Raw genomic sequence first — 13,130 nt, forward strand, 5'->3', positions numbered from 1 at the left:
GAGCCGTTGACAGTACTCCAATAGTTCGATGTGAAATCTGCCCGGGGTCTCGAGGTGTTTGCGAAATGCATCGGTCGTGGTGACAAATGCATGGCCGGGAACCATTACGACACCACGATACGGAGACGTTTCACTAAGCACCGCGGCCGCGCCGGCCAGGCCTTCTGCGCCGACAGTCCAGACTTCGATACTGCCGCCCGCACCCGTTTCGGCCCAGAAAGAGACTACCGCGTCTTCGGGAAAGTATAGGGAGTGGACGGGCTTGCCCGGCTCGTAGAGAACTGTGTCCCGCGCCAGTTCCAGGCGGTCGAATGTCCTGAGGACTTTTCTCGAGCCGCTGGAGTAGAGGGCGCGCATCACTTGATTTCGCGGACCTTCCAACGCCTTTGCCACGAAACAAATAAGTGCAGACGGATTGCCAAAAGTCTATTGGACTGTGAGCTGGCGCACGCCGTCTTTCAGAATGTTGTAGCACTCGCAGCACATCTCTCTGAGGCCGTCCGGCTCCAGAATCGTGATCTGCCCACGGGACATCCGGATCAATCCCGCTTTTTGAAGAAGACCGGCGACGCCGGTCACACTGGCCCGGCGTGTGCCTAACAGACGGGCGATGGTTTCGTGTGTCACGCGCAGCGTGTCCGTTCGCGCCGCGTCCCGCGCGAACATCAGCCACCGGCAGACACGCTCTTGTAAAGGATGATAGCAATTGCAGAGACTCGACTGCGTCACCTGTATCAGAAAAGTATTGGTGTATTTCAGGAGAAGATTTTGAAAAGCTTTATTGTGGCTGCATTCCTCGCCGTTAATGCGGCCGCATTTCATCCTGAATGCGGCGCCCGGCGTCTGGACAACCGCGCGGTAGGGAGTCACTCCGCCGAGGAGCGCCGGAACTCCGACCATTCCGTCACGTCCGATCAAGCCAACTTCAACCGTGCTGCCGTCCGGACCCAGTGACAGGATGGATACGAGAGCACTTTCGGGAAAGTACACATATTCAACCTTTTCATCGGGTTCATAAAGAACCGCCCCCGCGTGAAGCGCTACGGCTTCGAGCGGCGGAAGCGCTTTCCGGTCCGGCAGCAAGTTCAAGAGTGTGTTCTGCGGTTCATTTAGAGTCGGAGCTTCAATCATCGAAAGTTTCCTTTCTTGAACTCGATCGGAACCCGGGCGGCCCATCGTTAGTCAGTGCATGCCCGGTACCTTCGAGACCTCCAGGTCTAATAATTATTCGCCCTTATGCATCAGCGGTCGTGCAGCCCCAATGGCGGTATATTTCTGTGGAAAAGTTCCCATGCACGGGCAGAAATCCGCATTCGCGGGAAATCAAAGGGTTTTGTCCTGGTACGGCAGCGTACGGGGAGCCGGCAAAAAGAGCGCAGCGCGCGGTCCCGTACAGATTATCTTAGGATTTTGTTTTATAGTTTTGCTTCACGTTCATCCTGAGGAGCCAAATTGCGAATACTGCTGGTTGACGATACGGAAGACGTACGGGAGACCGTTGGCGCAATGGCGAAATCGCTCGGACACGACGTCATCGCGGTCGACAACGCCATCATTGCGGTTAAGCTCGCCGCCGCCGATCCGCCGGACCTTGTGCTGATGGATCTATTCATGCCGGAGGTCGACGGCGCACAAGCCGCCGCAGCGCTCCACAGCATCTCTCCCCTGCGTCACCTGCGGATCGTTCTGATTACTGCTTTTCCCGAGAAACTGTCTCCTCATGTTCGCGAGGGCTCCTGGGATGGTCTCCTGATCAAACCATTCAACCTTCACGACCTCGAACGTGTCCTAAAGCGCTTCGACGGCGGGGCTAGCGGTCCTTAGCCGCAGATCCTCTATTCACACCTCAAAGCCGCCATTGGATCGACGCGGATGGCGCGGCGCGCCGGAATATAGCAGGCCAGCAGCGTCAAACCGAAGAGCAACGAGGCCATCGAGACATAGGTGAGCGCATCGGTCGGACTGACTGCGAAAAGCAATGTCGACAGGATTCGAGTCAGAGCGGCTGCGCCGAGCAGACCGGCAGCGACGCCGATGGCGGCCAGTTTTCCGCCTTCCCGAAGAACACCAAGAACAATATCGCGAGGCGGGGCGCCGAGCGCCATGCGAAGGCCGATCTCGTCGATGCGCTGGCTGACAGAATACGAAATCACTCCATAGATGCCGATAACAGACAGCAGCAGAGCGATGAAGCCGAACGCACCCAGTACGATAAGCGAAAAGCGCCGCGGGGCCAGGGTCGCCGCGATGGCGTCGGTCATGAGTTCTTCGCTATGAAGCGGGCTGTTGCTGTCAAAAGCAGCGAGCTCGCGCCGAAGTAATGGCAGGAGCGTGGCCGGCGCGGTCTTCGTCCGAATAAGGCAGGCTACCGCGGGAGCGAACAGCGGAATGACGTCATCCGGCATCTGCGCGACCGGAAAATAATATTCCATGCGCAGCTTGGCCGATGCGTCCGCATCGAGTCCGGCATGCTTCACATGTTCCGCGACGCCGACGATTTCGATGGGCTTGGGTTCTTTTTCCAACGTTATGAAGATGTGTTTACCGATCGGGTTCTGGCCCGGAAACACCGTATGTGCCAGTTCCTCGTCGATGACCGTGACCGGCGTGCTCTTTTCCGTGTCCTGCGCAGTAAAACCCCTCCCCCGCAGCACTCTTATCCCCATTGTCTTAAAGTGATCGGCCCCGACGGCATAAAAGCGTGCGATGTGCATATCTCCCTGCCGCGCAGCTTTCGGTTCGTTTTCGGAACGAAAAGCGATGCTCGTACCGTTGCTGCTCAGGAAGGGAAGACCTCCGATCTGAATGCTCACGGACTGCACGCCCGGTACTGCCGCCAGCCTCTCCTGAAGCTCGCGAAACGCCGCCCTGGCTTTTTCCGGAGTCGACGCCCGTTCCTTTGAAATGCCTGTGTAGAACGTCAGCAGGCCGTCTGGATTCAATCCGGGATTCACATTCCAGACCTTCTCCAGGCTGCGGATCATCAAGCCGGCGCCAACCAGAAGCACCAGCGTCAGTGCGATTTCAGCAACAATCAATACCCGTTGCGAACGATGCCTGCCTTTGACCGTGCCGCGCCCGCTTTGCTTCAATGTTTCATGAAGGCCGAATTCCACGGCCTTAAGGGCCGGGAGGAAACCGAACAACACACCCGCTGCAGCCGATACGGCGAAAGTGAAGAGCAACACGCGATTGTTCAATTGAACGTTGGAAAGCGAGGGCAGGGCCGCGGGCAAGACCGCAATTGCGGCTTGCGTTGCCCATGAAGCAAAGGCGACGCCGATGATTCCGCCAGCGATCGACAGAAGCATGCTTTCAGTCAGCAACTGACGGATGATGCGGCTCCTGCCTGCGCCCAGAGCCATCCGAATTCCAAATTCTTCCGAGCGTTTCATCGACCGGGCCAGCGCAAGATTCGCAACATTCGTGCAGGCGATGAGCAGCACGAAACCTACTGCTGCAGCCAATGCCAGAAGCGCCGGCCGCACTGAACCGACGACCTCATCGAGGAACGGGAAGATCTCGGCATACTCGCCGGCCACCTCGTCCGGATATTGCTCAGCGAGGCTGCTCATAATTGTGTCCATCTCGGCGCGAGCTTGCGCCAGCGTCACGCCGGGCTTGAGCCGTCCGATGCCCAGTGTGCCGTTTCCTACGCCGTGACTATAGAAGTTGAAGGTCTCGTACTGACCGATGGGCGTGAAGACGTCGTTGAAGAACGAGTTGAATGCCCGCTCCATTCGAATGGCGGACGGTACGACGCCGATGATCGTGTAATTCAAGCCATTCAAAGTGAGCGTCTGTCCCAGAACGTTCTTATCGGCGGCGAACCGCCGCTTCCAGAAATCTTCCCCGAGCATAACCACCTGCTGTGCGCCTCGCTGGTCCTCTTTGGATGTGAAGTTTCGTCCAATCAGCGGCTGGATTCCCAGAACCGGCAGAAAGTTCTGAGAGACCATCATGCCGATCAACTGTTCCGCATCGCCACGGCCGGTGAGCGTGAACCCGCTATCGCGCATGCCGGCGATGCTTTCGAAGCTCCGGGCCTGGCGGCGCCAATCCAGAAAATTCAGGTAAGGAACGGAGTTTCTATCCGTGCCGGCTGTCTTCTGATACATGCTGACGAGCCGGTCCGCCTCGGGAAAGGGAACGGGATGCAGAAGGACGCCGTCCACGACCGTATAAATCGCGGTGTTGGCGCCGATTCCCAGCGCAAGCGTCAGCAATGCCGCACATGTGAAACCGGGCGATCGTCTCAACGTCCGGACGGCATAACGAAGGTCACCCCAGAAACTGTTCATGGCTTCGGCATAGCGAATCTGCTTCCAAAAAGACGGGAATAGCCGCAAAAGGCATACGAGGGACCACAAACAACCCAAAACGTGAGGTCATTCGTCATGTTTTGTTGCCTTTGTGTTCTGCTATGTGCCTTTTGTGGCTATTCCCTTTTCCGTTGTGACTGTCCGCTCCCGCGACCGCCCGTCCCATTACCGGACACAAGTCGATCGTCCCAATCAAAAGTCTTAAGGCCTAATTGTCTCCACAATCCACGCGCATGATCCACTGCGGCAGGATCGGCAGCAGTTGTTCGGTCGTATAAATAAAGGACCGGCTGCCGGGTAAGTACGTCACGCCTTCCTGCTGTTGCAGAAAGTTGAGCTTGATCTTCTGCTGGTGCTTGAAATCGATGCTGTATTCGACCGCATCGATGTAAGTCAGGACCAGCAGGCGGTTGCCGTCGTCGGAGAACGCCATGTCCGTGGGCTTGGCGCCGGGATCCAGCGTCGTCACCGGCGTAAGGACCTGGGTGGTGAGGTGAGGATCGGCCTTGAACAGCCGCGCAGGACTTTCTTTCACGAGAATGTAGATTGTGCCGTCGGGATGCACGGCGAGGCTTTCGGCGTCGTGCGGTCCATCGGGGTAGCGAAGCGTCATGCGCTGCCGTGCTTTGACGGTTTGTGGGAAGGTTTCGAACTCGTCGACGACGGCGATCTCAATCGATTTCCTGTTTTTATCGTTGTCGCCGATATCCCCCAGGTACAGGCACGAACTGCCACCTCCGGAACACGGGCCCAGGCTGATGGCCTCGACATCGACCGGGTCGAACCCGGCGATGTTGATCGGACGGGTATCCTTCCCCGCCATGGAGGTGATGAAGAACCGGCCCGTATCTCCTGAATCATTAATGTGATACAGGCGGCCCGGCACCTTCCTGGAGGCCGCCACGCCACTGGCTTCGTGCAAAACGGACTGCAGCGCGCCGATCCGGGCAGGTTCTTTCCATTGCGTGCATACCTGTCCATAGATCGCGCTGTCTAACAATAAGGGGAACAAACCCAGGAGAAGCGGGAACCATCGAGAAACTCCTGGATTTCGAGTCACCTTACCTATACTAAAATTATGGCAATAAATTCTGTCACCCCGGCCCATGTCTTCTATGCGGAAGTCCTGAAAATCCTCAAAGACTCAAAGTTTACCTTCATGGTCGCCGGCGGGTTTGCAGTCAATGCCTATACCGGTCTGCACCGTCCGACCAAGGACATCGACATCTTTGTTAAAGCCGGCGATTACCCCAAAATTCTGAATAAGTTCACCTCACTCGGCTTCAAAACGCAGGTCTCGGACGAACGCTGGATCGCAAAGATCTTCAAAGGGAAATTGTACGTCGATCTGATATTCGGCTCCTCAAATCTTATCGCGCCGGTGACGGACGACTGGTTCAAGGATTCGAAAACAGCAAAGTTTTTCAATCACGAAGTCCGGATACCTTCGGTCACGGATCTGATCGTTTCGAAAGTGTTCATTCAGAACCGCGACCGTTACGACGGCGCGGATGTCGCGCACCTCATATTGATGAAAAACCACGACATCAATTGGGAGCGGCTGCTTTGTTCGTTGGAACAATATTGGGAAGTGCTCTTGATCCATCTTTTGAACTTCCGTTTCGTTTACCCCTCCGAGCGCGAAAAAATTCCGATCTGGCTGCTGCGCGAACTGCTCTCGCGCCTGCAGCACCAGTTCGAACTGCCCACACCCCGGATGAAGGTGTGCCGCGGCCGAATGTTCTCCGTCGCCGACTACACCGTGGACATTGCCGGCCTGGGATTTGCAGACGTCGTCGGAGGAGAAAATGAGCGCAAAGCCGGATAGCCTGCGCGTCGCCGCAGTGGGTGATCTGCACGTTCACCAGAACTCGACCGAAAGTCTGCAACCGCTCTTTGAAAAAATCTCGCACAACGCCGACGTGCTCGCGCTGTGCGGCGATCTGACCCACCTCGGGTTGCGCCAGGAAGCGGAAAAGCTCGCGCACGATCTGCGGGCGTGCCACATACCGGTCGTTGCGGTGCTTGGAAATCACGATTACCAGAGCGGGCATGCGGAGGAAGTGAAACAGGTTCTATGCGACGCCAAAGTGAACGTGCTGGAAGAGAGTGAGACATTCGAGTTCAGAGGCGTCGGATTCGCCGGCGCAAAAGGCTTCGGCGGCGGCTTCGACAAACACATGCTCACGCCTTTTGGAGAAGATGCCATCAAGCACTTTGTCGGCGAAGCCGTCAATGAATCCCTGCGGCTCGAGGTCGCATTGAACAGCCTGCGTACCGAGAAAGTCGTCGTCGTCCTGCATTACGCGCCGATCGCGCAGACCGTCGTCGGAGAGCCCCCCGAAATCTTTCCGTTCCTCGGCTCTTCAAGACTGGCGGAAACCATCGACCATTTCGATGTCAACGCGATCTTCCATGGACACGCGCACCACGGCACCTATCAGGGAAAGACGATGAAGGGCACGCCGGTCTACAACTGCTGCCTGCAGCTGGTGCAGGGTCTCCAGCCTGAACAGCCGTTCGCATTGGTGGAAGTTTAGAAAAGGGGAAGACTCGAATCCTTCCAGCCTCCGCAAAATGCGTTTGGCTACAGGCATTCCCTCCTGTGTTATCGTCCCCTGAAATGTTTTTGAACCTTGCGCCGTTGAAGAAACATCGGGATTACCGGCTTCTCTACACCGGGCAACTGGTCTCGATGTTCGGCAGCATGATCACCTACGTTGCCGTCCCCTACCAGGTTTTCGAATTGACGCACTCCAGCCTCGCCGTCGGGTTGCTGGGAGCCGCGCAGCTCGTACCTTTGCTGATCTTTGCGCTTTGGGGCGGCGCATACGCCGATGCGATGGACCGCAGAAGACTGCTGATCGCTTCCGAAATACTCATGGCCGGCGGGTCGCTCACCTTAGCCATCAACGGAATGTTTGCCCATGCGAGTGTCGCTCTCATCTTTGTGGTGAGCGCGGCCATGTCGGCATGCAATGGCTTTCACCGTCCCGCACTCGATGCGATGACGCCGCGCCTGGTGGACCGTGAGGACTTGACGGGCGTTTCGGCTTTGAACTCGTTCCGGTCCTCAATCAGCGCGATTGGCGGACCTGCGCTCGGCGGCGTCTGCATGGCGCTTCTTGGATATCCGCTGACATACATGCTCGACGTGCTCAGCTTCCTTATTTCGCTCGTCGCGCTTGCGGCGATCCGGCGGATGCCGCCGGCGGACGGCGCTTCGCGGCCGGGAATCCGAAGTATTGTCGACGGGCTGAAGTACGCAATGAGCCGTCCCGAATTGGTTGGAACGTACGCCGTCGACATCGTCGCGATGACGTTCGCCATGCCGATGGCGCTGTTTCCGTCGATGGCCATTGCCTGGGGCGGCGCGAGCGCGGCGGGCTGGCTGTATTCCGCCATGTCGGTCGGAAGCCTGTTCACAACGCTATTCAGCGGCTGGACCACGAAGGTGACGCGCCACGGCATGGCCGTCGTCACTGCTGCCGCTACCTGGGCGCTGGCGATTATCGCGCTGGGATTCGCTTCGAGTCTGGCTGCCGCCGTGCTGTGCCTGGCAATGGCGGGAGCGGCGGATTCGGTCAGCGCGGTTTTTCGCGGAACAATCTGGAACGAAACGATTCCCGCCGACCTGCGCGGCCGTCTCGCCGGCGTCGAAATGATCAGCTACCTGAGCGGACCACTTCTCGGCAATGCTCGAGCTGGCTGGGTTGCCTCGATTTCGTCGAACGCGGTCTCGGTTGTGTCGGGAGGCGTGGTCTGCTTCGCAGGAGTCCTTCTGTGCATCCCGCTTTTGCCGGCATTCTGGAATTATCGTGCGGACCGGACACCGGCAGCCGATATAATCCCGGTCTCATGAGCAGCCGCGACGAGGCGCTTCAAACCATCAAACAACTCGCGCCGACTTTGGCGCTCGCGGATTTCACGCGTGTGGTGTTAAAGCTCGTCCGCGATCAGGTCGGCGCGGACCGCGGAACGCTTTTTGTGGTGGATCCGGCGCACAGCGAGATCCGTTCGGTTGTGGCGGACAGGGTCATCGGAGAGATTCCGCTGCCGATCGGTTTCGGGATCGCGATCGCGGGCGCGGAGACGGGCGAGATCATCGACACCTACAATCCCACTTATGACGACCGTTTCGAAGAAAAATACGAAGCGGCCCTGAAATACGACACCAAAGACATCTATTGCATGCCTGTCGTCGACGACCGGAAAACGATCGTCGGCGTCCTGGAGCTGTTGAACCGGGCGCGCCCCTTCACCAACGAAGATCACGAATTTCTGCGACAGGTCAGCCATGAAATCGCGTCTTGCTTGAGGAACAGTTTCGCTTCCCGCTAGTGTTGCCTTAGGCCTGATTCAGCCGCAGAGCGGCTGCGCAAGCCGTGAAAGCATATAAGCCAGGGTTTTGCTCCCTCCGGGAACGCCACAAACCGCAATCGCACGGTTGTATAATTATCGGGTGACCGCTCGAAAACGAAAAATACTGGTCGTCGATGACGATCCCGGGATTCGTATCTCTCTCAGCGTGTTGCTGCAAAGCTGGGGCTTCGAAGCGCTGCAGGCATCCGATGCTGCCGAGGCCACGCGCATCGTCGAGAAGCAGGAACCGGATATCGTCATCACGGATCTTGTCATGCCCGAAACTTCCGGTCTCGAGCTGCTGAAAAAGCTCAAGGCGGGAGATCCTCACCGCCCCGTGCTCCTTATCACCGCTCAAGGCAGCATCGACATTGCTGTTGAAGCGATGAAGCAGGGCGCCCGCGACTTTCTTACCAAACCGCTGACGGATCTGGCGATGCTGAAAACGCTTCTCGACGATGCCGAACGCGAGCTTGAAATGCGCCGCAAAGCCAGGCGGCTGGCGGCTCGCGCGGACGAGGAAGGCGGGCTTGGCGATTTCGTAGGCAACAGCAAAGCCATACGCGAAGTGTTTGAAATGGTCGAAAGCGTGGCCCAGCGCGATGTGTCGGTCATGATCACCGGCGAGAGCGGCACAGGTAAAGAGGTCGTCGCCCGGACGATTCACAAAATGAGCCGCCGGGAGAACAAACCTTTTGTGGCGATAAACGCAGCGGCCATTCCGGAATCGCTCATCGAGAGTGAACTCTTCGGCCACGAACGCGGCGCGTTTACCGGCGCCGTCGCGACCCGGCAAGGCGTGTTTGAACAGGCGAACGGCGGGACGCTTCTGATTGACGAAGTCGCCGAAATGCCGATGGCGCTGCAGCCCAAATTGCTTCGCGTCCTCGCGGACGGCCGCGTACGCCGCCTCGGCGGAACACATGAATTCGAATTCGATGTCCGGGTCCTTGCGGCAACCAACCGGGATCCGATGAAAGCGATCGAAGACGGAAAGCTCCGCGAGGATCTCTACTACCGGCTGAATGTTGTTCCGATCATGCTTCCTCCTCTTCGCGCCCGGCCGGACGATATCCCGCTTCTCGTCCAGCACTTCATCACCGAATTCAACGCCAAACACCGGCTGGAACTCGAAGGCGTGACCGACGAAGCCATGACGATGCTCAAGGGATACCCGTGGCCGGGAAATGTCCGCGAGCTTCGCAACGTCATCGAACGGTCGGTGGTTCTCGCGAAGAGCGATTGGATCGATGAAAAGGACCTGCCGCCCTACGTGCGGAATCCGGCGCTGCGGCCGGAGAAACTGGTCTTTTCCGTCGGTGAAACCACCGTTGCGGATGCCGAGCGCGAACTCATCCTGAAAACACTCGAAAAGGCCGGCAATAACAAAGCCGAAGCGGCGCGCCAACTCGGTGTAGACGTCAAAACGATCTACAACAAGCTGAAAGGTTACGGGATCGACGTTACGGATAAATGAAGGTATCGAGCAAGATCATCGCAGGCTTCCTGATTCTGATGCTGCTGGCGGTCGTGCTTCTCGCGAACCAGCTGGGGATCATCCACCAGATGCAGCAGGTGAATCGCGAACTCGCGGACGTGGATCTGAACGCCGCGGCGACAGCGCTTCACATTGAAAAGAATACGGACATCATCACCGATGATTCGAAAAAATACTTCGCGGTGCTCGATCCGATTTATGGCGACCAGATCGCCGACCTCCGAAACGACGTTCTCAAAGATATCGCAACGCTGGAGAAGGCAGCTCACTCCAAAAGCGAACGTGAAGCGACAACCGAACTGCGCGAAGCGCTCGATGCCTACTGGAATGTCTTCAACCGGCTGAAAAGTCAGAACCAGGTCTCGGATACCGACGAGTTGCCTCCGGACCTGACGATCGCGATGGATCACCTGGGGGCGGAGGCCGAAGTCGCATTCGAATCCGTGAAAGGTTCGATGAAAGAGCGTGTCGCGGCTGCAGCGGAAACAGGCGCGAAGGCCGAGCGTGTTTCGCGGATTGCAGGCGCGCTTTCGCTTATCCTCGGTGCGATTGTCGCGGTGCTGTTCGTACGCTCCATCAACGATCCCCTGCGCCGGCTGACCCAGGGTACCCGGGCGATTGCGAAAGGGCAGTTCTGGCACCGGCTGCCTGCCGACGGAAACGACGAATTCAGTGAACTGGCCCGCGATTTCAATTCCATGAGCGAACGTCTGGGCGATCTCGATCGGATGAAGAAAGATTTCGTCTCGCACGTCTCGCACGATCTGAAAGCGCCGCTCGCATCGATTCGCCAGATCATGCACCTGCTGCTTCAGCAGATTCCCGGTCCGCTGAACGATCAGCAGCAGGATCTGATACGCCTCAGTTACAGCAGCGCCGAACGGCTGGCGGCCATGGTGGGGAATCTTCTCGATATCTCGCGCATGGAAGCGGGCTCGATGGAATACCAGATGTCCGCCAATGATGTCCTGCCGTTAATCCAACTGGTGACAAGCGAATTCGAAATACAGGGGCGCGAAAAACAGATCCGCCTGCGGCTTGAATGCGATGAAGCCTCGGTGTTCGCCGGCTGCGATCGGGACCGCATCGTTCAGGTGATCGGAAATCTGTACGAGAACGCCTTGAAATTTTCACCGGCCGGTTCAGAGATCCTGACGCGCGTGCAGCGCGTGAAGGGCGAGATCGTGATTTCGGTTTCCGATTCCGGCCCTGGCGTTCCCGATGCCCATAAGGAAAGAATTTTTCACAAGTTCCACCAGGTCCAACAGGGAAAGAAACTGGCGGGCCAGGGGGTGGGACTTGGATTGGCGATCTGTAAAACGATCGTCGAAGCGCACCATGGTCAGATCTGGGTCGAGGACAATCCGGATGGAGGCAGCGTCTTCTTGTTCGCCATACAACCCGCTGCCGGCGAGGAGATTCTCAAATGCAGCCAACCCGCCTGATACTCGGTCTGTGCCTGCTTTTTGCCGCGTGCCACAAACACGTTCCGGTGACGGCTCTTCCGCCGGTTGCGCCACCCGCTCCAGCGCCCGCACCGGCGGCAGCGCCGCCACCTGCAGCGGTGGCACCACCCGTGGCGGTGGCTCCTCCCGTCTCGCCATTGAATGGCGCGGATCGCGCGTTCAATGCGGGCAACTATGATGAATCCGCCCGTGCTTACGAGGACTACCTGCGCGCCAACACCGCGGGAACAGAACGCGATCAAGCCCTGTTTAAACTTGGACTAAGCTATGCATTGCGCCCGGCCGCCACCGCCGACTGGACCCGGGCGGAGGCCGCCTTTAAAGAACTGGTTGACGCGCATCCTAAAAGCCCGCTTAAACCGCCGGCGTATTTGATCCTCTCCATGCGTTCGGAACTCGATCAGGCGGCGGCCGATGGCAAACAGCGGGACCTGAAAATCAAACAGCTCACCACGGAGCTTGATCGGTTAAAGAAAATCGATGCCGATCGCCGGAAAAAGCCCTGACCCTGGAAATCTTCCAAGGTCGGAAAAGCGGGAAGTCTCTCGATTTCTCCGTTTTGTCATTCTCTGCACCACTTAAGCGAACGGCAGACCGCTTGCTGTTTTTTCTTCCGTGCCGGCTGCGATCCGGCGATTTCGGAGGGAAAATAAACAATGCATAGACTCTCAATTGTTCTATTGATGTCGGCAACGCTCGCGGCGACGAGCGGCTGCGCTTCGAGAAAATATGTCCGAAGCACGGTCGACAACTCTGCGGACACCCTGAATGGCCGGATCGATACCAACGAAGGCGAAATCAAGGAAGTCCGGGACGACGTCGACAAGAAGGTTTCCGGCGTCGATTCAAAGGTTTCCGCGCTCGATACACGTACCACGGAAGGCATGAGCTCGCTGAAAGGTGACGTCCAGAACTCGGACCAGCACGCCGCCCAGGCTCAAAGCTCCGCGGACCGCGCCGCCAACGGCGTTAACTCCCTGGATGAAAAGTTCCAGAATCGGAACCAGTTCGATGTTTCCGATGAAAAGTCGATCCAATTCAAAGTCAACAGCGCCACCCTCGACAAACAGTACACGGATACTCTTGATGAGATTGCGAATACTCTGATGCAGAGTCCGAATTCCATCCTCGTTCTGGAAGGCCGGACGGATTCCAGCGGAGCCAAGGACTACAACGTGAAGCTCGGTGAACGCCGCGTCGACGCCGTAAAACGGTATCTGGTCGTCGAAAAAGGCGTGCCGGTCTACAAGATTCACGACGTCAGCTTCGGTTCGGAGAAACCCGTTGCCGAAAACAACACGCGGGAAGGCCGCGAGAAAAACCGCGCGGTTGTCATGACGGTGATGATTCCCAAGGGCTCCGGAGACGTGGCAGCCAGGAACAATAACTAAGAAATTGCACCATTGCATCATTCGAAGTTGCTGCATTTCAAATTTAGAACTGCAAAAACTTCCAATGATGCAATGGTGCAATAAGCCCTTA

The 13,130-nt window shown here is 57.5% G+C and carries 13 protein-coding genes; 9 read left to right on the plus strand and 4 right to left on the minus strand.

Annotated features, from left to right (window positions below):
* A partial coding sequence (locus tag VGK48_07075; GenBank protein HEY2380931.1) for a hypothetical protein occupies nt 1-357 on the minus strand: 357 nt, incomplete at its 3' end.
* Nucleotides 358-426: 69 nt separating this feature from the next.
* Entirely contained in the window at nt 427-1,131 is a 705-nt protein-coding gene (locus tag VGK48_07080) for a Crp/Fnr family transcriptional regulator (protein HEY2380932.1), read from the minus strand.
* A gap of 321 nt (nt 1,132-1,452) precedes the next feature.
* On the opposite strand from VGK48_07080, the gene VGK48_07085 reads away from it, so the two are divergent.
* Nucleotides 1,453-1,824, plus strand: coding sequence for a response regulator (locus VGK48_07085; protein ID HEY2380933.1), 372 nt, complete (start codon nt 1,453-1,455; stop codon nt 1,822-1,824).
* Nucleotides 1,825-1,835: 11 nt separating this feature from the next.
* Here VGK48_07085 and VGK48_07090 read toward each other — a convergent pair whose 3' ends face one another.
* Both VGK48_07090 and VGK48_07095 read right to left on the minus strand, forming a co-directional pair.
* On the minus strand, nt 1,836-4,301 hold the full coding sequence (locus VGK48_07090; protein HEY2380934.1) for an ABC transporter permease: 2,466 nt from the start codon (nt 4,299-4,301) through the stop codon (nt 1,836-1,838).
* Between the two features lie 229 nt (nt 4,302-4,530).
* Nucleotides 4,531-5,322: a hypothetical protein gene (locus tag VGK48_07095; GenBank protein HEY2380935.1), complete on the minus strand. Its 792-nt coding sequence runs from the start codon at nt 5,320-5,322 to the stop codon at nt 4,531-4,533.
* A 78-nt stretch (nt 5,323-5,400) separates the two neighbouring features.
* On the opposite strand from VGK48_07095, the gene VGK48_07100 reads away from it, so the two are divergent.
* The 8 genes from VGK48_07100 to VGK48_07135 all read left to right on the plus strand — a co-directional run bounded on the left by VGK48_07100 (nt 5,401) and on the right by VGK48_07135 (nt 13,039).
* On the plus strand, nt 5,401-6,150 hold the full coding sequence (locus tag VGK48_07100; protein HEY2380936.1) for a nucleotidyltransferase: 750 nt from the start codon (nt 5,401-5,403) through the stop codon (nt 6,148-6,150).
* Nucleotides 6,131-6,862 carry a metallophosphoesterase gene (locus tag VGK48_07105; protein HEY2380937.1) on the plus strand — a complete coding sequence of 244 codons (732 nt, stop codon included), beginning with the start codon at nt 6,131-6,133 and terminating at the stop codon, nt 6,860-6,862. The genes VGK48_07100 and VGK48_07105 overlap by 20 nt, the downstream gene beginning before the upstream one ends.
* Nucleotides 6,863-6,945: 83 nt before the next feature.
* Nucleotides 6,946-8,184, plus strand: a complete 1,239-nt coding sequence (locus tag VGK48_07110) for an MFS transporter (protein ID HEY2380938.1) — start codon at nt 6,946-6,948, stop codon at nt 8,182-8,184.
* Complete coding sequence (locus tag VGK48_07115) at nt 8,181-8,663, plus strand: GAF domain-containing protein (GenBank protein ID HEY2380939.1); 483 nt, start codon at nt 8,181-8,183, stop codon at nt 8,661-8,663. The genes VGK48_07110 and VGK48_07115 overlap by 4 nt, the downstream gene beginning before the upstream one ends.
* Nucleotides 8,664-8,784: 121 nt before the next feature.
* Nucleotides 8,785-10,161, plus strand: coding sequence for a sigma-54 dependent transcriptional regulator (locus VGK48_07120; protein HEY2380940.1), 1,377 nt, complete (start codon nt 8,785-8,787; stop codon nt 10,159-10,161).
* A complete protein-coding gene (locus VGK48_07125; GenBank protein HEY2380941.1) occupies nt 10,158-11,627 on the plus strand; it encodes a HAMP domain-containing sensor histidine kinase in 1,470 nt (489 codons plus the stop codon). The genes VGK48_07120 and VGK48_07125 overlap by 4 nt, the downstream gene beginning before the upstream one ends.
* Nucleotides 11,609-12,154, plus strand: coding sequence for a tetratricopeptide repeat protein (locus tag VGK48_07130; protein HEY2380942.1), 546 nt, complete (start codon nt 11,609-11,611; stop codon nt 12,152-12,154). Before VGK48_07125 ends, VGK48_07130 begins: the two co-directional genes overlap by 19 nt.
* Nucleotides 12,155-12,304: 150 nt before the next feature.
* Nucleotides 12,305-13,039, plus strand: a complete 735-nt coding sequence (locus VGK48_07135) for an OmpA family protein (GenBank protein ID HEY2380943.1) — start codon at nt 12,305-12,307, stop codon at nt 13,037-13,039.
* The last annotated feature ends 91 nt before the right edge of the window (nt 13,040-13,130 follow it).

Source organism: Terriglobia bacterium (assembly GCA_036496425.1).
GTDB lineage: Bacteria > Acidobacteriota > Terriglobia > 20CM-2-55-15 > 20CM-2-55-15 > 20CM-2-55-15.

Bases quoted from the DNA above. Each gene is read 5' to 3' on its own strand.
- VGK48_07080 (HEY2380932.1), bottom strand. From the start codon at position 1,131: ATGATTGAAGCTCCGACTCTAAATGAACCGCAGAACACACTCTTGAAC.
- VGK48_07090 (HEY2380934.1), bottom strand. From the start codon at position 4,301: ATGAACAGTTTCTGGGGTGACCTTCGTTATGCCGTCCGGACGTTGAGA.
- VGK48_07100 (HEY2380936.1), top strand. From the start codon at position 5,401: ATGGCAATAAATTCTGTCACCCCGGCCCATGTCTTCTATGCGGAAGTC.
- VGK48_07105 (HEY2380937.1), top strand. From the start codon at position 6,131: ATGAGCGCAAAGCCGGATAGCCTGCGCGTCGCCGCAGTGGGTGATCTG.
- VGK48_07110 (HEY2380938.1), top strand. From the start codon at position 6,946: ATGTTTTTGAACCTTGCGCCGTTGAAGAAACATCGGGATTACCGGCTT.
- VGK48_07115 (HEY2380939.1), top strand. From the start codon at position 8,181: ATGAGCAGCCGCGACGAGGCGCTTCAAACCATCAAACAACTCGCGCCG.
- VGK48_07125 (HEY2380941.1), top strand. From the start codon at position 10,158: ATGAAGGTATCGAGCAAGATCATCGCAGGCTTCCTGATTCTGATGCTG.
- VGK48_07130 (HEY2380942.1), top strand. From the start codon at position 11,609: ATGCAGCCAACCCGCCTGATACTCGGTCTGTGCCTGCTTTTTGCCGCG.
- VGK48_07135 (HEY2380943.1), top strand. From the start codon at position 12,305: ATGCATAGACTCTCAATTGTTCTATTGATGTCGGCAACGCTCGCGGCG.